Below are 21380 nucleotides of genomic sequence, written 5' to 3'. Positions count from 1 at the left end.
TGGCTGTCGATCAGCCAGAAAACGGCGCACAGCTCAAAGCGATGCCGACAAACAGGATCAGCCCCACATAGTTGTTATTCAGAAAGCCACGAAAACAGGCATCACGTTCGCGAGCGCTAATCAGCTTTTGCTGATAAATAAACAGCGTCGCCGCCGCCAGCAGCGAGCAGTAAAAAGGCGTACCCAGCTGCATCAGCCAGCCGATGGCGGCCATCAGCCCCAGCGTGGCCAGCTGCAACAGGCCGATAATCAGCTTATCAAAACGGCCAAACAGGATGGCGGTGGATTTGACGCCGATTTTTAAATCGTCATCCCTGTCCACCATCGCATACTGCGTGTCGTAAGCGACCGTCCAACAAATATTGGCGAAAAACAGCAGCCAGCAGGCCAGCGGCACCGTTTCGCTGACCGCCGCCCAGCCCATCGGAATGGCCCAGCCAAACGCCGCGCCCAGCACCACCTGCGGCAGATGGGTGTAGCGCTTCATAAACGGATAGATCCACGCCAGCGCCAGGCCGCCAAAAGAGAGCAGGATGGTCATCAGATTCATGGTCAGCACCAGGCAAAACGACACCAGCACCAGACCGCCAAACAAAAATTTCGCCTCCGTCGAGGTGACTGCGCCGCTCGGTAGCGGCCGCGATCGCGTGCGTTTGACGTGTCCGTCTATCTTGCGATCGGCAAAGTCGTTAACCACACAGCCCGCCGCGCGCATAAAAAAGACGCCCAGCGTAAACACCACCAGCACGTTGAGCGGCGGCACGCGCAGCCCGGCCAGCCATAGCGCCCAGAAAGTCGGCCACAGCAGCAGCAGCGAGCCGATTGGCTTATCAATCCGCATCAGGCGACTGTAGGCCTGAAGCTTACTGACAGGTAAAGATTTTTCCATCTACTTCTTCCTTTCGGCCTGAACGGCGTGATAAAGCGGCGCAGGCGGTAAAAACAGTTCGGTCAGCAGCAGCGGCTTGCCGGAAAGGCGCAGCAGCGAGCGGCGACCCCACAGGTCGTGGCTGCGTCCCGGTTCGATAAAATCGCGGCTGAGCGTCGACGAGGCGAAAAGATAGCGCCCCAGCGGCTGGCTGCCAAGCTGTTGCAGCTTCTGCTCCGGCCCTTGTAGCGTGGATTCCGGCAGGATGGTGCGGGCCGCCAGCCAGGCTTCGCCATCGCCGCACAGCAGGATTTCCCGCAGCCAGTAGCGCGGCTCTTCAGGCAGCAGCAGCGCATCCGCGCCGGCCTCTTCCGCCCCGATAAAGCCCTCGCGCAGGATCTCAACGGTAACTTTTTCGCAGTGGCGTTCAAAGCGGCGGGTCATGGAATCTTCTTCCATCAGCCAGTCAAGCAGCGACGGCGTCAGCTGGGGCGAAGAGAGTGGAAGCCATTCGATAGCGTGCAGCTGCGTCAGCGCGCGGTTGGTCATTGCGCTTCTCCGGACAGTAAAATGGGGCTAGCGTAGCACAAGGCAAAAGGCGTTAAACAGAATTTTAACAGGATAGCGAAGCGGAAAGCCGCCCCGGTAGGACGGCCTCCTGGCTTACTTGCCTGCTGCGTTAACGATCACCGTGATGGAATTATGGGACAGCTCCCACTTCCCTTCTCCGGATGACCACAGCGCACCAGAAACAACGAGCACGATACAAAGATACCGTTTCATTGTGCGGCCCTGCTAAAGGCCGCTTCGCAATGCCACCACCGGAGATGTAACTGCGAATGCAAGCACTTGGGAGTACTTGCGTTTACGGCCGTTGGAAATCCTTTTCCCAATCCGGTGCCCGCTTGCTTAAGACGGCGAAAAGGCCCGCCCGCATTGTACGCTAAACAAGCAGTTTGTACACTTGACAGACATTCTTCAAAAGGACATTCTATGAGCACTTGGGAGTGCTTGCGTTAAATCAGCAATCAACCTGCTGGCAAGGCCGCTTACCTGGCCAGCGCAAAAAAACCGCCGTTAAAGGCGGTTTTTTTGTTTCTGCCCTTGGGCGAAAAGCTGCCGCTTCGTCAGCCCACAAAGCGTCTTCCTGCCTATTCGCGTTTCAGGCGGTTGCTGTTCGCCAGCCACAGCGTCACCACCAGGATCAGGATCGCGACAGAATAGGCCAGCGTGTCGAGCGGATTCTTATGATCGACGATGATCAGGCGGATAATAGCCGTGATGCCGATATACACAAAGTAGCGCAGCGGGAAGTGGTAGCCGGACTGGAAGTACTTCACAATCAGCGCAATAAATTCAAAGTACAGAAAGTAGATCACAATCCCTTCGATCAGCAGATACGAAGAGGTCTGCTCGCCGGTATTCAGCAGCACGTTGGCCAGATGAAACGTCTCTTTTCCTAAAAAAACGGCCAGAATACCGGCCAGTGAAATCAGGCCTACGTTCAGCACCATCTGTAAAAACCAGGCAATACGCGTGGCGTTAATCATTATCATCCTCTGCAAATACGATTTCCCGTCAGATCATCCTGACCGCCACAATATGCTTTAGTGTGAGCTGCTTCACAAGTTTTCCGCAGGCCAGCCGCCCGCAACAGGCATAAAAAAAGGGGCGAAAATTCGCCCCTTGCTGTGCACCCTAGCGGAAGTCTTTGTCCCGATCGGTGGTCATATCGTAAAGCTGATACTTGCGGCCCAGCATCTGACCGCCGTCGCGCGTCAGCGGCGTCCAGTTGACCTGCGCGCGTCCACGCGTCGGCGAAGCGGTAAACAGATCCATCGGAATAGAAATGTAGAAGCCTTTGGTGAAGTCGCCTTCGCCATACTCCTCCGCCGAAACGTTGGTTTTGGTGGCGTAAGCGCCGACGATCACGCCACTGTCGAACTGACGGGAAACGTCCAGCGTCGCCCCTTTGTCCTCGGCCAGATACTGACCCACGCTCGCCTTCACCAGCACCTGATGGTTAAAGAAGGAGGGACGCCAGTAGGCGGTCAGATTACCGACTTTCGCATTGTAGTCGGTGAACTGCATCATGTTGTCCCAGTCGCGCTGCTTGACGTAGTTAGCGTCAACGCCGAACGCCCAGTCGGAATCAAGCGGACGATAAAGGAGTTCGCCGCCCACGCCGCCATACATCGTTTCCAGATAGCCGCCGTAAACCTGCCCGTAAAAGCCGTTGCCCAGGGAGTGCATATAGTTGGCTTGCAGGTTATTTACGTAGACGTTGTTGTCAACATAGTCGCGGATATGGGTACGGACGCGCGGCAGCGAGGAATCGGCCGGCGCGCCGTTATAGGTGAACTTATCGTAATTGTTCGCCAGGTTGCCGAAGACGCTGCCGTCCACCAGCAAATGATCGGTCAGCCAGTAGTTGGCGCTGGCCATCACGCCGACCTGGTACAGATAGAAGCTTTCCGGCCCGCCGACGGACTGGTTCAGCACCGGTGACAGGCTGGCGTTAAAGCGATCCGCGTCGATGTAATAGCCCTGCTCGGTATGGCCAGGATCGGACGGGTTAACCCGCTTCTGATCCAGCATTTTTTCTTTGCCGAGCGGATAGCCTTCCAGCTGCTGACGCAGGCTGTCGGTGCTGGTTTCCGTAGTGACCTGCGGCATATTGTTGCGCGTTTCGGTCACGTTCAGTTTTTCGATGTTCTGCGGCAGCGCATTCATCATGATCACATTGGCGCGATCGATCCCTTCCTGGGTATTGCGATATTTTACCTGCTGACCGGAAACATAAAGCGTGTCGCCCTTCACCTGAATTCTTGGCCCCACCAGGCCCGCATTATATTTCAGGTCGGTCAGCTGGTTCGCCACCACCGTCGGCTCGAGGAATTCGCCCTGCGGCTGTGGATTATAAGCTGGCTTAGGCGCATCCACCGAGGCGGTATGCAGATCGTTGAAGTTGGTGCGCAGCGTAAAGCCCGCCATCAGCGTGTTGCCACGCTCGTAGCTGACGTTAACGTCGGCCCAGTCGGTAATGCGATAAATAGCCCCAACGTTGACTTTACTTTTCTGCTCCAGGCGACCGGCAAAATCATCCTGATAGTCGTTGCCTTCGTATTCCACCTTCAGACGCAGCGGCTGCCATGGCGTCTGGTATTCAATGCCGCCGAAAATAGCCGCCGGGCCTTTAAACAGATCTTTGTCGCTGACCGAACCGGCGGTGCCGTTGGTGTTGGAGCGGTAGCAGTAGCTGCTGTCCGCCTCGCAGAACGGGTTTTTGACCGTGCCGCTGTTGCCGAGATAGCCGAAGCCCAGCCCGACGGTGAAGTCAAACGGCCCCCAGGCTTTGCTGGCAACCATATATTCGCTGTCGAACAGTCCTGTACCGCCCAGGTCGCGCGCGCCGACGGAGACTTCCGGCAACCAGTAGCCTTCCTGCCACAGTCGCGCTTTAAGATCGAACGCCTTGTCTTTATAGGACTGGCTGCCGCTGAAGCTTTCCACGGCGCTGTAGCGACGGGTTTTCACGTCGGTATAGCGGATGGTGGCTTCCAGCCACGGGAAAAGCTGCACCGAGGAGGAATAGAAGCGGTACTGATCGTTATAGCGGTAGTTCAGGCTGAATTCGCCATCTTTCGCCATACGCGCCGTCGGCACCTGCAGCAGGCCCACGCCGCCAAAGTCGGACTGCGATGGCCCGACAGGATCCGCAGCCTGAGCCTGGCAAGCGCAGGCCACGGACATCGCCAGCAGGCTGAGAAGGTAAGTTTTTTTCATCAGTCAGGGATCCGGTGCGTCAAAACAGAAATAATTTGCTGGTTAAGATCCGGGCCGTCAGGCAGCGACCAGGCAGAAAAGCCAACGTAAATGATGCTGCCCGCGTCGGGTTCAACATCGCGGCGATTCCAGTAGGCGACCGGCACCTGCTCGGTTTTGCCGGTAGGCGCGATCAGCGTGACGAAATTGCGCTCGCCGCCGTCCAGACGCTCGTGGTCAGCCAGATAGTCAACCACGCTGCGGCCCGCCACCCAGGTTGTTTTGCCGCTGTTATTCGCCAGACCGGCGATCGTCAGGCTGCCGGGTTTTTGCAGCGTATAGACGCTGTATTCACCCTCCAGCCGACGGTTCTCTTCAGGGCGCAGGCGCACCCAGTCCGGATCGAGGTTCACAATCTGACGACCCGTGACCTTAATGGCGGCAATCTGCTGGTAAAGGTTATCGACAACCGCGGCTTTTTCGCCGTCGTCGTCGGCACGTAATTCCGCGCTCCAGCTTTTCAGACGCGCCAGCAGCTGCTGCTGTTGCTGTACCGCCGCTGCCGTCGCCAGCTTTTCGCTGATAACCGTGCCTGGCCACCAGGTACCTGCCAGCGCGGGGCTTGCCGTCAGCTGCGCCAGGTTCTGTGCATGGCTGACCAGCGCAGTTTCGCTGCGATCCGGCGAGAAGACGGTGACTTCGCTGTCGGCGCACACGTTCAGCGACACGCAGGCGGCGAGGCCTGCGAGGAGATAAGTAATATTTTTCATGATTTTGCAGGCTTCAGGATGGTGGTTTCAACGGAGACGTCGTCGCCGCCCAGCGTCTGCCGCGACTGGCGAACCTGGCCGGTAGTCGTGTCGATCCAGAAAATATTGCGCCAGGTTTTACCGTCGGCCGTGACCTCTTCCTGCCAGACGCGGCAGGCGACGCGGTGCCCTGTCAGGTCAAGTACCTCATCCTGCAAACGCGTAAAGCGCGATACCGCCGTCGCGGCGTGGAAGCGGCCCGCTGCCGACCAGGTCAGTTGGCGTGTCCAGCCTGCGCCATCGGTCAGATGCAGCGGATCGGCCAGCGGATCCTGAGCAAGGTTGCTCACCTCATGCAGGTTGTCCGCCAGGCCTAACGTTTTCACTACGCGGCCATGCTGCGTGACGATCATGGTGCGATCGCGCGTGATCCATTTTTGCTGGCCGTTTTCGTCAAAGCCCAGCACCACAAAAATACGCTGGCCGTTGTTAACGCGCAGATACATGCTGGCATAGGGCAGGCCTTCGACCTGCTCTGCCGTTACCTCGACGTCGTCCGGCCCGAGCAGAGCGAGTTTTACCGTCTCCCCCAGGCTTTTTTGTGTTTGTGTGCAGCCCTGGGCAAGCAGGCATAAAAGCAGCAGTGGTAGGTAGCGCACTGGTGTAAGTTCCTGAATGAAGTCTGAAAATATCAAAAAATAACCACACAAGCGTGTGGTTATGATTAATTTACTGCACTTAACGAGTGGTGCTGGTGGTGGTAGTAGTCGTGGTTCCGGTGTTGGAACCGTTACCGCCGCTGCTTGCTGCCAGCGCCACGCCAACCAGCGCGCCAAGCGCGCCCACACCCACTGCCGTGGTCGTCCCGGCGGAAAGGGTTCCCGCCGAGGCGCCCGCTGCGGCACCGGCCTCTTCAGGCGCGGCAAACGCGGCGGAAGCAGTCGCTAAGTACGCTACGGCTGCAGCAGCACATAAGACTTTTTTCATACAAAATCCTTCATAGAATGAATGGATAACTCGCCTGAAAGATTTCAGACCGGCTCATTATAAGGCAATAAATTACCAGAATTCAGGACGGTTAAACGCGCTGGCTGCTGCCGCTTCGCTGTGTGAAACAGAAACATTTTTGGAGGGATAAGGCAACAATTGGTCAATAAACTCGTTATATCGCTATTTATCGCTGCCATAACGCGACAAGTTAGCGCCATTCACTACCGATTGTGATTAAAACGGCCGTTTTATGGGCAGAAAATGCGGCAGCGCGCTTTTTCTGTTAAAAGTGCAGTTTTTCAGTGAGTTAAATGTATTTACTCAGCGTTTTAAGCGGATCGAACGAGAATACGTTTCGGACTATTCCTGCCATAAATTGACTTAGTGGCCTGAAATTTAAGAATTTCCTTAGTCAGGCAGCAGGTCATTCAGCAATTATTGGAAGAGGAATTAACCTTAAACTCTGTTACAGCGCCGCATTCGTCAGGGCCAGCGGGAAACCGCGTCGCTGTCAAACAGGACCACCAGTAGGTAAAGATGGATCTGATAAACGCATTATGCAGCTAAAAAAGGCCGGCGCGATGGCCGACCTTCAGACTTTGCGCTGCGCCAGCAGAGAGCCGGACGCGTGTCAGCTGTTTCAGCCGCGCCAGTTTTTGTAGCGGTTGATCAGGCCGTTGGTGGAGCTGTCATGGCTTGCCACCTGCTCGCCGCCGGAAAGCTCAGGCAGGATGCGGTTAGCCAGCTGTTTACCCAGCTCCACGCCCCACTGATCGAAGGTGAAGATGTTCAGGATAGCGCCCTGGGTAAAGATTTTGTGCTCGTACAGCGCAATCAACGCGCCCAGGCTGAACGGGTTGATTTCACGCAGCAGAATGGAGTTGGTCGGACGGTTCCCTTCAAACACTTTGAACGGCACGATATGCCCGACGGACTGGGCATCTTTGCCCGCATCAGCGAACTCTTTCTCTACCGTTTCGCGAGATTTGCCGAACGCCAGCGCTTCGGTCTGTGCGAAGAAGTTAGAGAGCAGCTTGGCGTGATGATCGCCCAGCTGGTTGTGGCTGACGGCCGGCGCGATAAAGTCGCACGGCACCAGCTTGGTGCCCTGGTGGATCAGCTGATAGAAGGCGTGCTGACCGTTGGTGCCAGGCTCGCCCCAGATGATCGGGCCGGTTTCATAGCTGACAGGGTTGCCGTTGCGATCGACATATTTGCCGTTCGACTCCATATTGCCCTGCTGGAAGTAGGCGGCAAAACGATGCATGTACTGGTCGTAAGGCAGGATAGCTTCGGTTTCGGCACCGAAGAAGTTGTTATACCAGATGCCGATCAGCGCCAGGATCACCGGCAGGTTTTGCTCCGCAGGCGTGTTGGCGAAGTGGTTGTCCATCGCGTGGGCGCCGCTCAGCAGCTGCTCGAAGTTATCGAAGCCAATGGACAGCACGATAGAGAGGCCAATCGCCGACCAGAGCGAATAGCGGCCGCCGACCCAGTCCCAGAACTCAAACATATTGGCGGTGTCGATGCCGAACTCGCCCACGGCTTTGGCATTGGTAGAGAGCGCGGCGAAATGTTTCGCTACGTGCTGCTCGTCGCCCGCCGCCTTCAGGAACCAGTCACGCGCGCTGTGGGCGTTGGTCATGGTTTCCTGGGTGGTGAAGGTTTTTGACGCGACCAGGAACAGTGTGGTTTCCGGGCTGAGATCTTTTACCGTTTCCGCGATATGCGTGCCGTCTACGTTAGAGACGAAATGCATATTCAGATGGTTTTTATACGGACGCAGCGCCTCGGTAACCATAAACGGCCCCAGATCGGAACCGCCGATACCGATGTTGACCACGTCGGTGATAGCTTTACCGGTGTAGCCCTTCCACTCACCGCTGATGATGCGATCGGAGAACGACTTCATCTTCTCCAGCACCGCATTGACTTCCGGCATCACATCCTTGCCATCGACCATAATCGGCTTGTTGCTGCGGTTGCGCAGGGCAACGTGCAGCACGGCGCGATCTTCAGTGCGGTTAATTTTTTCCCCGGAGAACATGGATTTGATAGCATCCTGCAGCTCGGTTTCTTTCGCCAGAGCCTGCAGCTTGTCGAGCGTTTCGCTGGTGATGCGGTTTTTAGAGAAGTCCACCAGCATTTGATCGTCGAAGGTGGCGGAAAATTTGCTGAACCGATCGGCATCTTTCGCGAACAGGTCGGCAATCTCTACGTCTTTCATCTCTGCAAAATGCTGCTGCAGCGCTTGCCAGGCAGCGGTTTGTGTCGGATTGATATTTTTCATAGCAACACACTCTTTTTATTTAAGAACCGTAAAACAGACCGGGCGCCATGTTACCTGTTACGCGTTTTTCGCACGCCTTTCCCTGCAACAGGTGACGGCTATCAGAGGAGAAGTTTTCCTCTCTTTTGCCCGGGGCTATTTATAATTCAGGCGGCGGGGTGAAACCCGATGCGTTTCAGTATGACTATTCTTGCCCTTTAAAGGAAAAATTTTATGGAGCTTTCTGCGCCACTCCTGTTGGTTATCATTGGATTAAGCTCGCTCGTGGCCCAGTGGCTGGCCTGGTTGCTGCGTTTACCGGCCATTTTACCGCTGCTTGTTTTCGGCATTCTCCTGGGGCCGGTCGGTCATGTTTTGCAGCCGGATGCGCTGTTTGGCGCTCTGCTGTTCCCGCTGGTTTCTCTCTCGGTAGCGATCATTCTGTTTGAAGGCGCGTTGACGCTGCGTTTCGACGAGATCCGTGGATTGGGCAAGGTAGTGCGCAATCTGGTCACAATCGGCATGTTTATCACTTTTCTGGCTATCGGCCTCACCTGCTGGCTGCTGCTCGACTTCCCGCCCGAGCTGGCGGCGCTGGTCGGCGCCGTCACGGTCGTCACCGGCCCGACGGTTATCGCTCCGCTGATGCGCGTGGTGCGTCCGAATAAGGCAATTAATCAGATCCTGCGCTGGGAAGGCATTGTGATCGATCCGGTCGGCGCTATTTTCACGCTGCTGGTGTTTGAATTCATTGTGCTACAGCAAAAAGCGGAGTCGCTGACCCATCTCTTCTGGACGTTCGGCCTGACCGTGGTGGTCGGCACCGTCGGCGGCGCGCTGTTCGGCTGGCTGATGGGCGTCGCGCTGAAGCGCGTCTGGCTGCCGGGCTATCTGCAAAACTTTGCGGTGCTGGCCGTTACGCTGACCGCTTTCGGCGCGTCGAACGCTATTGCCGACGAGTCGGGCCTGCTGACCGTTACCGTGATGGGGATCTGGCTGGCCAATATGCGCGATGTGGATTTGAGCGAGATTATCGCCTTTAAAGAGGAGCTGTCGGCGCTGCTGATCTCCGCGCTGTTTATTATTCTGGCCGCCAGGCTGGATCTCGGCGCGCTGCTGGCGATGGGCTGGCCGCTGCTTGGCCTGCTGCTGGTGGTGCAGTTTATCGCTCGTCCGCTCTGTATCGCGCTCTCCACGTGGGGTTCCTCGCTCTCCTGGCGCGACAAGCTGCTGCTGAGCTGGATTTCGCCACGCGGCATCGTGGCGGCGGCAGTCAGCTCGCTGTTTGCGCTGACGCTGGAAAAAACCGGCTATGAAGGCGCCAGCCGGCTGGTGACCGTGGTGTTTGCGGTGATTATCGGCACCGTGGTGCTGCAAAGCCTGACCAGCTCGTTCCTCGCCCGTGCGCTGCGCGTGCAGCAACGGGAGCCGCGCGGTATCCTGATTATCGGCGCGAACAGCGTCGCCCGCGCGCTGGCTGCCGCGCTGCAAAAGCTGGATCTGCCCGTGCTGGTGACGGACAGCAGCTGGGAATATTATCGACTGGCCCGTATGGAAGGCATTCCCGCTTACTACGGCAACGCCTGGTCGGATCATGCCGAAAACTTCCTCGACCTTAGCGAAACGGCCCAGGTGCTTGCCCTGTCGCCCAATCGCCATCAAAATGCGCTGGCCGTTTACCATTTCAGCCATATTTTTGGTAACAACAACGTGGCGGCTATTCGTTCGGGCGCCGCGCTGAAAGGCCGCCGCGACAGTGAAAGCCCGCGCTTTCGCCGTCATGAAGTGCTGTTCAGCCAGGAGCATACCTATGCCCGCCTCAGCAGCCTGCTGGCGAAAGGCGGCGTAATCAAAGCGACGGGCCTGAATGAAAATTTCGGCTGGGAAGAGTATCTGGAAAAGAATCAGAACGCGCTGTTGCTCTTTGTGCAGGACGAACAGGGCAAGCTGAAAATAGGCGACGGCCAGCCGCCCGCGCTGCCCTGTACGGTGATCGCTCTGGTACAAAATGAATCATCGGCCAGTTCCGGGGATTGACAGCAAGGCAATAACCCGGTATTTCTGGGCGGCTAGCTGCGCATCTGATGCGCAGGCCAGAAGAGGCGCGTCGCCCAGGCAGTGTGTTGGAGGAACCGAATCCGTAGAAAACACATCAGGGGGAGCGACGCCGAGGTACAAACCATGCGGTATGGGGCGTATCGGCTACAGGGGCTGAATCCTCTGGGTTGTCACCACGATCGTCCGCCGGGCGGACGGTTTGCAAGGTGGAGCGCTTCTGGGTGACTCGTAGTAATCCCTTTTCTACGTCTGCCCCGTTTCTGCTCTTCCCTTGTGCCAAGGCTGATAGATTTTAACCTGACACGAGGTATGTCAAGACATGTCCCAATCATTGATCGTGGCGAAGTTCGGCGGCACCAGCGTTGCCGATTACGCCGCCATGAACCGCAGCGCCGACGTGGTGCTGGCCGATCCGAATGTGCGCGTGGTGGTGCTTTCCGCCTCTGCGGGCGTCACCAACCTGTTGGTTTCCCTGGCGGAAGGCCTGGAGCAGGAGCAGCGTGCTTATCAACTGGATGAGATCCGCCGCATCCAGTACGCCATTGTTGACCAGCTGCCGCATTCTGAAGTGATTCGCGACGAAATCGATCGCGTGCTGGAAAACATCACCATGCTTTCCGAAGCCGCCGCGCTGGCTACCTCAACCGCGCTGACCGATGAGCTGGTCAGCCACGGCGAACTGATGTCCAGCCTGCTGTTTGTAGAGATCCTGCGCCAGCGCGAAGTGGCCTCCGAGTGGTTCGACGTGCGTAAAGTGATGCGCACCAACGACCGCTTTGGTCGCGCAGAGCCGGATGTCGCGCTGCTGGCGGAACTGACGCAGGCACAGCTGGCGCCGCGGCTGGGCGAAGCGCTGATCGTGACCCAGGGCTTTATCGGCAGCGAGCCGAAAGGCCGCACCACCACGCTGGGTCGCGGCGGCAGCGACTATACCGCCGCGCTGCTGGGCGAAGCGCTGCACGCAAGCCGTATCGACATCTGGACCGATGTACCGGGCATCTATACCACCGATCCGCGCGTGGTGCCGACGGCGAAACGCATTGATGAAATCACCTTTGGCGAAGCGGCGGAGATGGCGACGTTTGGTGCCAAGGTGCTGCATCCGGCCACGCTGTTGCCTGCCGTACGCAGCGATATTCCGGTGTTCGTCGGCTCCAGTAAGGATCCGGCCGCTGGCGGCACGCGCGTCTGCAACGAAACGCAGGATCCGCCGCTGTTCCGCGCGCTGGCCCTGCGCCGCAAACAGACGCTGCTGACGCTGCACAGCCTGAATATGCTGCACGCGCGCGGCTTTCTGGTTGAGGTTTTCACCATCCTCGCGCGCCATAATATCTCGGTCGATCTGATTACCACTTCGGAGGTAAGCGTTGCGCTGACGCTGGATACCACTGGCTCCACCTCCAACAGCGATGGCCTGCTGACTCAGGCGCTGCTGACCGAGCTCTCTTCGCTGTGCCGCGTAGAGGTAGAAGAGAATCTGGCGCTGGTGGCGCTGATCGGCAATCAGCTTTCCAAAGCCTGCGGCGTCGGCAAAGAGGTCTTCGGCGTGCTGGAGCCGTTTAACCTGCGCCTGATCTGCTATGGCGCAAGCAGCTATAACCTCTGCTTCCTGGTGCCGGGCAACGACGCCGAACAGGTGGTGCAGGCGCTGCATAAAAATCTGTTTGAGTAAGCGTGGAAGCCGGGCGGAAGCCCGGCTTCCAGATTGCTGACAAGCCTGCGGCGCCCTGCCGTTTTCGCAGCAGCAATGCCGCTTTTATCAGCCCAATGGTGGCCTGATAGCCTGAAGGCTTATTAGCAGCCTTGCCCGCTTTTTTACTTTTCTTGTTTTTCCCTTTCATCGCTTTACTCAGCGAGCGCTTATCTTTTGATCTGGCTCAAGCCAGTCGCTAATAAAGCCGCAGATCCGCCCGCAGACAGCATATTCTCCGTTCCGTTGATTTTCCGGTTGGACAAGCCAGGGATAATCGTGGCGTTAAATCAAATAATGGAGCAAAACATGCGTAGGTTAGTCGCTGAATCGCTGGGAACCTTTGTGCTGGTTCTCGGCGGCTGTGGTAGCGCGGTATTAGCCGCGGCTTTTCCCGAGCTGGGAATTGGTTTTGTCGGCGTATCGCTGGCGTTTGGCCTGACCGTCCTGACGATGGCTTATGCCGTAGGGCATATCTCGGGCGGTCATTTTAATCCGGCGGTAACCATAGGGCTGTGGGCCGGCGGCCGTTTTCCCGCGTCGCAAATCCTTCCCTATGTGCTGGCGCAGGTTGTGGGCGGCGCGCTGGCGGCAGGCACGCTTTATCTGATCGCCAGCGGCAAAGCCTCTTTTGACGCGGCAGCCAGCGGTTTTGCCGCTAACGGCTACGGCGAGCATTCGCCCGGCGGTTTCTCTCTGCTGTCCGGCATGATTGCGGAAGCCGTGCTGACCGCTATTTTCCTGATCGTCATCCACGGCGCGACCGACAAACGCGCGCCGAAGGGCTTTGCGCCCATTGCTATCGGTCTGGCGCTGACCCTGATCCATTTGATCAGCATTCCGGTGACCAACACCTCGGTTAACCCGGCACGCAGTACCGCCGTGGCTATCTTCCAGGGCGGCTGGGCGCTGGATCAGCTATGGATGTTCTGGGCGATGCCGCTCGTCGGCGCGCTGGTTGGCGGCCTGATTTACCGCGTTCTGCTGGAGGAAAAAGCGTAACGCCTGCCTGGCGGGCCGCTGCTGGCCCGCCCTTTTCCTGCGTCTTTCCCGCCGCTGTCCGCTCGTCCTTCCTTTCCCATCGGCTAATGCTATGATTCGACGACCGCTTTTCCCCCGTTCCGGGAAAACGGCATTCTGTAATCACAACATAAAAAGGAAGTCTGGCTATGCTCGCCACCGTTACCCGACTGTTCCCGTTATGGGCAGTCCTGCTTTCCCTTGCTGCCTGGTACACGCCAACTCCCTTTCTGGGTATTGGCCCCTGGGTCACTTATTTGCTGATGCTGATTATGTTTGGTATGGGCGTCACGCTGAATATCAACGATTTCAAACGCGTGCTGACCCGACCGGCACCGGTTATCGCCGGCACGTTTTTGCACTATCTGGTGATGCCGCTCGCCGCCTGGGCGCTGGCAAAACTGTTTAAGATGCCGCCGGATCTGGCAGCGGGCATGATCCTGGTCGGCAGCGTCGCCAGCGGCACCGCTTCCAACGTGATGATCTATCTGGCTAAGGGCGACGTGGCGCTGTCGGTGACCATCTCGTCCGTCTCCGCACTGGTAGGCGTGTTCGCCACGCCGCTGCTGACTAAGCTCTACGTGGATACGCATATTCAGGTGGATGTCGCCGGGATGCTGCTGAGCATCGTTAAAATCGTGGTGGTGCCAATTAGCATCGGGCTGATTGTCCATCACACGCTGCACGGCGTGGTGCGCCGCGTGGAGCCTTATCTGCCCGCTTTTTCCATGGTCTGCATTCTGCTGATTATCAGCGCCGTTGTAGCGGGCAGCCAGGGCTTTATCGGGTCGGTGGGACTGGTGACGATAGCCGCAGTGATCCTGCATAACGCTATCGGCCTGCTGGGCGGCTATTGGGGCGGCAAGCTGTTTGGCTTCGATGAATCCACCTGCCGCACGCTGGCGCTGGAAGTGGGGATGCAAAACTCCGGGCTGGCGGCGACGCTGGGCAAGCTTTACTTCTCACCGCTGGCCGCGCTGCCGGGCGCGCTGTTCTCGGTCTGGCACAATCTTTCCGGCTCGCTGCTGGCGGGCTACTGGTCCAGCAAACCCATCAGCAAAAAATAGCGTTTCTCCCCCGCATTGTCGCGGGGGCTTGCGTTATTCCTCATCCCTGGGATCGTCAGGCTGCTCCAGCACGCTGTAGGCAACCGCGCAAAATAGCGAGTTCAACCTTTTCATATCGCCCAGCAGGCCCAGATGCAGCGAACTGGTTTCTATACTCTGCACGTTTTGCTGATGCAGACGATCGACATGCTTATGCGAATAGCGGCGAGTTGTAATGCGGAAACGGTGCTTGGCGCGCCGCAGCCGCTTAGCGCTGGTTACGTCATGTGATAAAAATACCGACAGGCTCAGACGCAGGTTGGCGTTGAGCTGCTCAAGCAGCGCATCCAGTTCCGCCAGGCCCTCCACCGAAAAAGCACGGCGCGCATTCAGCGATTTATCCACCACGTCGCCGCTCATGCGCTCCAGAATATCGCCCGCCATTTCCAGGTTCAGCGCCATTTCGATGATTTCCGCCCAGCGCCGCGAATCCTCTTCCGGGAGATCTTCTTTCGGCATCTGCGCCAGATAGAGTTTGATCGCGGTATAAAGTATGTCAACGTCGTCGTCCAGCCGCCGGATTTCCCTTTCCTCTCGCAGCTCGCCGTGCATCACTTTACTGAAGCTGGTCAGCATCTGTTCCAGCACGTCACCCATGCGCAGCGTCTCTCTTGAAGCGTTCGCCAGCGCCAGCGCGGGCGTATCCAGCGCGCTACTGTCCAGATGTTTCGGCTTCAGGCGCAAATCCGTTTCCGGCTCTTCACGAATAATTCGCTGGCACAGATCGGCCATCAAATCGGCGAAAGGCACCATCACCAGACAGCGGATCAGGTTGTAGAAGACGTGGAAAAAGATCACCAGCTCTTCGTCGTTAACCGGCAGCTTTTGCAGCCAGTCCGCCAGCAGATCGATGAAAGGCAGCACTATCAGCGAGCCGATAAATTTGAACAGCAGACTGCCCAGCGCCACCTGTTTCCCTGCGGCATTGGAGCCGCTGTTGTTCAGCATCGCCAGCAGGCCGCTGCCCAGATTCGCGCCGATCACCAGGCACAGCGCCACTTTAAAAGAGATAACGCCGGTCGCGGTGAGCGTGGCGGTGATCAGCACCGCCGCCAGACTCGAATAGCTGATAATGGCAAATACCGCGCCAATCAGCGAGTCCAGCATTACGTCGCCGGTGAGCGAAGAGAAGATTACCTTAACGCCTGCGGCCTGGGTGATTGGCGTCGCCGCCGCGACGATCAGCTGTAGCGCCAGCAGGATCAGCCCCAGCCCGATGCTGGCGCGGCCAAGCTGCCCGGCGCGCGTCTGTTTGCGTCCCAGGAAAAAGACCACGCCAAAGAAAATAAACAGCGGCGACAGCCAGGAAAGATCAAAGGTCAGGATGCGCGCCATGAGCGCCGTCCCCACGTCCGCGCCCAGTATGATCACCAGCGCGGGCGTCAGCGCCACCAGCTCCTGCGCCACAAACGAAGTCACCAGCAGCGTGGTAGCATTGCTGCTCTGCACCAGCGCGGTGACGCCGATGCCGGCCACAAAGGCCATCGGCTTTTTCGCCACGCTGCGGCTGAGCACGCGGCGGAGATCTGCGCCGTAAACTCGCATAATGCCGGTACGAACAATATGCGTTCCCCACACCAGCAGCGCTACGGCAGAAAGTAAATTAAGCAGGGTCAGCACCGATATTAACCTCACGGATTTTCACGAATAAAAGCTTTAGTCCTGATGAGCGACCGTCGCCTTAAGTTTAGTCGCTCTGGCGAAAAAGCTTTTTTATCAGCGTCATATTATTGAAATGGCATCGCGCGACTGGCGCTGGCTGAAGAGCAGGCGGGAGAAAAGCAGGGCAGATCCTGTTATCTGCCCCCGGCATTGGTCAGTCGGCGTCATAACCCAGGTTTGAGGCCAGCCAGCGCTCAACTTCGCTCACCGACATCCCTTTGCGCTGCGCATAATCTTCTACCTGATCGCGTTGCAGTTGAGCGACCGCAAAATATTTGCTTTGCGGATGGCTGAAGTACCAGCCGGAAACCGATGCGCCCGGCCACATGGCAAAAGATTCCGTCAGCCTCATGCCGGTATGGGTTTCAACATCCAGCAGCTGCCAGATGGTCGCCTTCTCGGTGTGTTCCGGACAGGCGGGATAGCCGGGCGCGGGACGAATGCCCTGATAGTTCTCACGGATCAGCTCTTCATTGCTCAGGTTTTCCGTAGGCGCAAAGCCCCAGATGACCTTACGAACTCGCTCATGCAGATATTCCGCGAACGCTTCCGCCAGACGATCTGCCAGCGCTTTCACCATGATTTTGTTGTAATCATCATGAGCGGCGTCATAGGCTTCCGCCAGCGAATCTTCCTCCAGGCCGCCGGTAACGGCGAACGCGCCCAGATAGTCGGCTTTGCGGCTGGCAGCCGGTGCCACAAAATCGGCCAGGCAGTAGTTCGCAAAGTCCGTTTTTTCCGTCTGCTGACGTAAGTGATGGCTTACTTGCAGAACGTCGCGGCGTGCTTCGTCGCGATAAATATGGATATCGTCGCCGACGCGGTTAGCCGGAAAAATGCCTACTACGCCGCGCGGTGTAAGCGCCTGCTTCGCGCTCAGCTCGTCCAGCATCGCGTTCGCATCGTCAAAAAGCCGTTTCGCCTCAACACCCACCACTTCGTCTTCCAGAATGCGGGGATATTTGCCAGCCAGCGACCAGGTCATAAAGAACGGCGTCCAGTCTATATAGTGCCGCAGCGTTTCGATGTTAGCGCTTACTTCGCTTATGCCCAGCCGGTGCGGCACGGGCGGCGTATAATCTTCCCAGTCCAGCGCCAGGGCATTAGCCCTTGCCGTCGCCAGCGAGACCGGCGGCGTGCGCGGCTTTTTACGACCGTGCTGGATGCGCACCGTTTCATACTCTTTACGCGTGCGGGCCACGAAATCGTCACGCTGCGTGGCGGAAAGCAGCGCTGAAACCACGCCAACCGTGCGCGAGGCGTTTTGCACATAGACCGTTGGGCCGCTATAGTTTTGCTCGATTTTAACGGCCGTATGCGCTTTGGACGTGGTTGCGCCGCCGATCAGCAGCGGCAGCGTAAAGCCCTGCCGCTCCATCTCTTTCGCCACGTTGACCATCTCGTCCAGCGACGGCGTAATCAGCCCCGACAGACCGATGATATCGGCATTTTGTTCTCTGGCGGTTTTAAGAATTTTATCGCCGGGCACCATCACGCCCAGATCGACGATTTCGTAGTTGTTGCATTGCAGCACCACGCCGACGATATTTTTACCAATGTCGTGAACATCGCCTTTTACCGTAGCGAGCACGATTTTGCCGTTGGTGCGGCCCTTCTCTTTGCTCGCCTCAATATAAGGCTCCAGATAAGCCACTGCCTGCTTCATTACGCGCGCGGATTTCACTACCTGCGGCAGGAACATTTTGCCTTCGCCAAACAGGTCGCCGACCACGTTCATGCCCGCCATCAGCGGCCCCTCGATTACTTCAATCGGGCGACTCGCCTTCTGGCGCGCGGCCTCGGTATCCTCTTCAATAAATTCGGTAATGCCTTTAACCAGCGAATACTCCAGCCGCTTTTCCACTTCCCAGCTGCGCCATTCTGCCTGCGGCTTGTTTCCGTCGTCCGCCTTGCTGCCACGATATTTTTCCGCCAGCGTCAGCAGCCGCTCGGTGCTGTCTTCACGCCGGTTAAGCACCACGTCTTCTACCGCGTCGCGCAGATCTGGCGCCAGGTCGTCATAGATGGCCAGCTGACCGGCATTGACGATCCCCATATCCATACCGTTGCGAATAGCGTAATAAAGGAAAACCGCGTGGATAGCTTCACGTACCGGATCGTTGCCGCGAAAGGAAAAGGAGACGTTGGAGACGCCGCCTGAAATCATCGCGTGCGGCAGCTCTCGCTTGATATCTTCACAGGCGCCGATGAAATCCATCGCGTAGTTGTTGTGCTCTTCAATGCCGGTAGCGACCGCAAAGATGTTGGGGTCGAAAATGATATCTTCCGGCGGGAAGCCAACCTCTTCCGTCAGGATCTGATAGGCACGACGGCAGATAGCGATTTTGCGTTCGCGGGTATCCGCCTGGCCGATCTCATCAAACGCCATCACAACCATTGCCGCGCCGTAGCGCCGCACCAGACGGGCATGATGAATAAAGGCTTCGATGCCTTCCTTCATCGAAATGGAGTTAACGATGCCTTTGCCCTGAATACACTGCAGGCCTTTTTCAATCACTTCCCATTTGGAGGAGTCGATCATCACCGGCACGCGCGCAATATCCGGCTCACCGGCAATCAGGTTCAGGAAGCGTACCATCGCCGCCTCCGCATCCAGCATCCCCTCGTCCATATTGATATCAACGATCTGCGCGCCGCTTTCCACCTGCTGCAACGCCACTTCCAGCGCCTCGCTGTACTTCTCTTCTTTGATCAGACGCTTGAATTTTGCCGAGCCGGTAACGTTGGTGCGCTCGCCGACGTTGACGAACAGCGTTTCAGCGCTGATGTTCAGTGGTTCAAGACCGGAAAGACGACAGGCCACGGGCAGATCCGGCCGCTGGCGAGGCGTAACGCCCTCTACCGCGGCGGCCATTGCGGCAATATGTGCTGGCGTAGTACCGCAGCAGCCGCCGACGATATTTAAAAAGCCCGATCGCGCCCATTCACCTATCTGCTCCGCCATAATGTCCGCGTCCAGATCGTATTCACCAAAGGCGTTAGGCAGGCCCGCATTGGGGTGCGCGGTCACGTAGCTTTCCGCAATGCGCGACAGCTCCGCCACGTACTGACGCAGCTCGTCCGGCCCCAGCGCGCAGTTCAGGCCGAACGACAGCGGCTGCGCATGACGCAGCGAATTATAAAAAGCTTCGGTAGTCTGTCCCGAAAGCGTACGGCCGGATGCATCGGTAATGGTGCCGGAAATCATCAGAGGCAGCGTAATGCCCTGCTCGTCAAATTCGCTTTTTACCGCGAAAATGGCCGCTTTGGCATTTAACGTATCGAAAATGGTTTCGATCATAATAATATCAACGCCGCCCGCCATCAGCGCCTTTGTTGATTCACGGTAGGCTTCGACCAGCTGATTGAAAGTGATATTACGGAAGGCAGGATCGTTAACGTCCGGCGAAATCGAGCAGGTGCGGTTAGTTGGCCCTAAAACGCCTGCAACATAGCGTGGTTTTTCTGGCGTGCGGGCCGTCCAGGCATCGGCGCACTCACGGGCCAGCTTTGCGGCGGCAAAGTTGATTTCCGCCGACAGCGAGGCCATATGGTAATCCGCCATCGCAACAGGGGTGGCGTTGAACGTGTTGGTTTCCAGAATATCTGCGCCCGCCTGTAGATAGGCGTGGTGAATGTCGCTTATCACATCAGGCCGCGTCAGCACCAGCAGGTCGTTATTACCCTTTAAATCGCTCTGCCAGTCGGCAAACCGCTCGCCGCGAAAATCCTCTTCGCTCAGACGATAGCTCTGGATCATGGTGCCCATGCCGCCATCCAGCACCATGATGCGTTTTGCCAGCTGCTGATGCAGCGCTTCTGTTCTGTTGCCCACTGTTGCCTCTTTCTCACCTGCGGCACGATGCCGGCAATCCATACTGGCACAAGTTTTCATCACGTAGAAGCATCCGACTGGCGGTCTGGCAAAACGCCCTGCGCTACTATTCCAGCGTTGGGTTCATATGACGCAGATCGAACGGCGTGATCTGGTAAACGTAGTAGTTCAGCCAGTTTGAAAACAGCAGGTTGCCGTGGCTGCGCCAGCTGGCTCGAGGCGGCAGTTCCGGGTTGTCCTGTGGGAAGTAATTACAGGGTACCTCCGGATGCAGCCCGGCTTCGTAGTCACGATGGTATTCGCCGGACAGCGTCAGCGCATCGTATTCCGGATGGCCGGTGACGAAAGCCAGACGCTTGTCTTTGCTGGCGAACAGGTAAGCGCCCGTCTCTTCTGATTCGGCAAAAATTTCCAGATCCGTGTAATCGCGCAGCAGGTGCGTCGGGAAATCCGCATAGCGTGAATGCGGCGCCAGAAAAGTATCGTCGAAGCCACGCGTTAACAGAGCGTGCGGATGCAGAATACGATGCTCATAAACGCCCGATAATTTTTTATCACGCGTTTGTTTAGGGATGCCGTACAGGATATTCAAAGCAGCCTGCACCGCCCAGCAAACAAAAAGCGTGGAGGTAACGTGCTCTTTAGCCCAGTGGAGAACGCGCTGGATCTGCGGCCAGTACGCCACATCGTTAAAATCCACCAGGCCCAGCGGTGCCCCGGTAACGATCAGACCATCGTAGTTATTGTCCTGAATATCCTCAAAATTACAGTAAAAGTTGTTCAGGTGCTCCACAGGCGTATTGCGTGACTCGCGGCTGTCGACGCGCAGAAGTTGAATATCGATTTGCAACGGCGAGTTAGAAAGCAGGCGTAAAAACTGGTTCTCCGTCTCGATTTTTTTAGGCATCAGATTCAAAACCAGCACTTTTAACGGGCGGATTTCCTGAGTGCTGGCCCTTGTAGAGGTCATCACAAATACATTTTCATTACGCAGAAAATTCACGGCTGGTAATTCATCGGGTACCCTAATCGGCATCGTTTACTTCCTCGGCTAACCATTTATACGTTTAGACATCCAGACAGCCAAAGATAGCGGGTCAGGCGCTGAAAGTCGAGATGAGATGAAGTAGTTGAAAATGTTTCATCACAGACGGAAAGGTTAAGGAATATACCGGATGACGGAAATATAAGCGTAAAAAGGGAATGCCAGGCAGGAAGTGAGAGGGGAATAAAGCCTGTAGCTCTTGAATCGGTTACTAAAAAGTTTCCGGCCCACAAACGCAAAAAACCCCGACCGTGAGGTCGGGGTTGTTGCAATTTGATGCCTGGCAGTTCCCTACTCTCGCATGGGGAGGCCCCACACTACCA

The 21380-nt window shown here is 57.1% G+C and carries 15 protein-coding genes and 1 riboswitch; of the genes, 4 read left to right on the top strand and 11 right to left on the bottom strand.

The window, feature by feature from the left end; all coding sequences use genetic code 11:
- Positions 1-10: 10 nt before the first annotated feature.
- From ubiA to pgi, 8 genes are all read right to left on the bottom strand, one after another.
- Positions 11-889 (bottom strand): 4-hydroxybenzoate octaprenyltransferase, encoded by an 879-nt coding sequence (gene ubiA / locus QCD69_RS11445; protein WP_301252090.1) that lies wholly within the window; start codon positions 887-889, stop codon positions 11-13.
- Positions 890-1417 (bottom strand): chorismate lyase, encoded by a 528-nt coding sequence (gene ubiC, locus QCD69_RS11440; protein ID WP_253456214.1) that lies wholly within the window; start codon positions 1415-1417, stop codon positions 890-892.
- Positions 1418-2019: 602 nt separating this feature from the next.
- Positions 2020-2418 carry a phosphate-starvation-inducible protein PsiE gene (gene psiE / locus QCD69_RS11435; protein WP_253456218.1) on the bottom strand — a complete coding sequence of 133 codons (399 nt, stop codon included), beginning with the start codon at positions 2416-2418 and terminating at the stop codon, positions 2020-2022.
- 148 nt (positions 2419-2566) lie between these two features.
- The gene (locus tag QCD69_RS11430; RefSeq protein ID WP_253456221.1) at positions 2567-4654 is read right to left on the bottom strand and encodes a YjbH domain-containing protein; all 2088 of its coding nucleotides are present in this window, start codon (positions 4652-4654) and stop codon (positions 2567-2569) included.
- Positions 4654-5403 carry a capsule biosynthesis GfcC D2 domain-containing protein gene (locus tag QCD69_RS11425; RefSeq protein WP_253456224.1) on the bottom strand — a complete coding sequence of 250 codons (750 nt, stop codon included), beginning with the start codon at positions 5401-5403 and terminating at the stop codon, positions 4654-4656. The genes QCD69_RS11430 and QCD69_RS11425 overlap by 1 nt, the downstream gene beginning before the upstream one ends.
- Positions 5400-6041 carry a YjbF family lipoprotein gene (locus tag QCD69_RS11420; protein WP_253456227.1) on the bottom strand — a complete coding sequence of 214 codons (642 nt, stop codon included), beginning with the start codon at positions 6039-6041 and terminating at the stop codon, positions 5400-5402. Before QCD69_RS11420 ends, QCD69_RS11425 begins: the two co-directional genes overlap by 4 nt.
- A 79-nt stretch (positions 6042-6120) precedes the next feature.
- Entirely contained in the window at positions 6121-6369 is a 249-nt protein-coding gene (yjbE, locus tag QCD69_RS11415; RefSeq protein WP_125290158.1) for an exopolysaccharide production protein YjbE, read from the bottom strand.
- Between the two features lie 643 nt (positions 6370-7012).
- Entirely contained in the window at positions 7013-8662 is a 1650-nt protein-coding gene (pgi, locus tag QCD69_RS11410; protein ID WP_301252087.1) for a glucose-6-phosphate isomerase, read from the bottom strand.
- A gap of 213 nt (positions 8663-8875) precedes the next feature.
- Here pgi and QCD69_RS11405 point away from each other — a divergent pair, with 213 nt between their 5' ends.
- The 4 genes from QCD69_RS11405 (at position 8876) to panS (ending at position 14476) form a co-directional block, all read left to right on the top strand.
- A complete protein-coding gene (locus tag QCD69_RS11405; protein WP_253456233.1) occupies positions 8876-10678 on the top strand; it encodes a cation:proton antiporter in 1803 nt (600 codons plus the stop codon).
- 52 nt (positions 10679-10730) lie between these two features.
- Positions 10731-10924: riboswitch (Lysine riboswitch) on the top strand.
- 94 nt (positions 10925-11018) lie between these two features.
- Positions 11019-12371: a lysine-sensitive aspartokinase 3 gene (gene lysC, locus QCD69_RS11400; protein WP_253456236.1), complete on the top strand. Its 1353-nt coding sequence runs from the start codon at positions 11019-11021 to the stop codon at positions 12369-12371.
- A 327-nt stretch (positions 12372-12698) separates the two neighbouring features.
- Entirely contained in the window at positions 12699-13391 is a 693-nt protein-coding gene (gene aqpZ, locus QCD69_RS11395) for an aquaporin Z (protein WP_253456239.1), read from the top strand.
- A 167-nt stretch (positions 13392-13558) separates the two neighbouring features.
- The gene (gene panS / locus QCD69_RS11390; RefSeq protein ID WP_253456247.1) at positions 13559-14476 is read left to right on the top strand and encodes a ketopantoate/pantoate/pantothenate transporter PanS; all 918 of its coding nucleotides are present in this window, start codon (positions 13559-13561) and stop codon (positions 14474-14476) included.
- 33 nt (positions 14477-14509) lie between these two features.
- Here the strand turns inward: panS and QCD69_RS11385 are convergent, their stop codons facing one another.
- From QCD69_RS11385 to metA, 3 genes are all read right to left on the bottom strand, one after another.
- Positions 14510-16135 (bottom strand): Na/Pi cotransporter family protein, encoded by a 1626-nt coding sequence (locus QCD69_RS11385; protein WP_253461156.1) that lies wholly within the window; start codon positions 16133-16135, stop codon positions 14510-14512.
- Between the two features lie 196 nt (positions 16136-16331).
- On the bottom strand, positions 16332-20012 hold the full coding sequence (gene metH, locus QCD69_RS11380; RefSeq protein ID WP_301252086.1) for a methionine synthase: 3681 nt from the start codon (positions 20010-20012) through the stop codon (positions 16332-16334).
- 106 nt (positions 20013-20118) lie between these two features.
- Positions 20119-21048, bottom strand: a complete 930-nt coding sequence (gene metA / locus QCD69_RS11375; RefSeq protein WP_253456254.1) for a homoserine O-acetyltransferase MetA — start codon at positions 21046-21048, stop codon at positions 20119-20121.
- Between the last annotated feature and the right edge of the window lie 332 nt (positions 21049-21380).

Source organism: Erwinia sp. PsM31 (assembly GCF_030433775.1).
In the GTDB taxonomy this organism is placed as follows: Bacteria; Pseudomonadota; Gammaproteobacteria; order Enterobacterales; family Enterobacteriaceae; genus Erwinia; species Erwinia aeris.
This window is presented reverse-complemented; position numbering and strand designations above follow the sequence as displayed.

Coding starts and splice junctions, on each gene's coding strand:
- pgi (WP_301252087.1), bottom strand. CDS start 8,662: ATGAAAAATATCAATCCGACACAAACCGCTGCCTGGCAAGCGCTGCAG.
- psiE (WP_253456218.1), bottom strand. CDS start 2,418: ATGATTAACGCCACGCGTATTGCCTGGTTTTTACAGATGGTGCTGAAC.
- lysC (WP_253456236.1), top strand. CDS start 11,019: ATGTCCCAATCATTGATCGTGGCGAAGTTCGGCGGCACCAGCGTTGCC.
- panS (WP_253456247.1), top strand. CDS start 13,559: ATGCTCGCCACCGTTACCCGACTGTTCCCGTTATGGGCAGTCCTGCTT.
- ubiA (WP_301252090.1), bottom strand. CDS start 889: ATGGAAAAATCTTTACCTGTCAGTAAGCTTCAGGCCTACAGTCGCCTG.
- aqpZ (WP_253456239.1), top strand. CDS start 12,699: ATGCGTAGGTTAGTCGCTGAATCGCTGGGAACCTTTGTGCTGGTTCTC.
- QCD69_RS11425 (WP_253456224.1), bottom strand. CDS start 5,403: ATGAAAAATATTACTTATCTCCTCGCAGGCCTCGCCGCCTGCGTGTCG.
- metA (WP_253456254.1), bottom strand. CDS start 21,048: ATGCCGATTAGGGTACCCGATGAATTACCAGCCGTGAATTTTCTGCGT.
- yjbE (WP_125290158.1), bottom strand. CDS start 6,369: ATGAAAAAAGTCTTATGTGCTGCTGCAGCCGTAGCGTACTTAGCGACT.
- QCD69_RS11430 (WP_253456221.1), bottom strand. CDS start 4,654: ATGAAAAAAACTTACCTTCTCAGCCTGCTGGCGATGTCCGTGGCCTGC.
- QCD69_RS11405 (WP_253456233.1), top strand. CDS start 8,876: ATGGAGCTTTCTGCGCCACTCCTGTTGGTTATCATTGGATTAAGCTCG.
- ubiC (WP_253456214.1), bottom strand. CDS start 1,417: ATGACCAACCGCGCGCTGACGCAGCTGCACGCTATCGAATGGCTTCCA.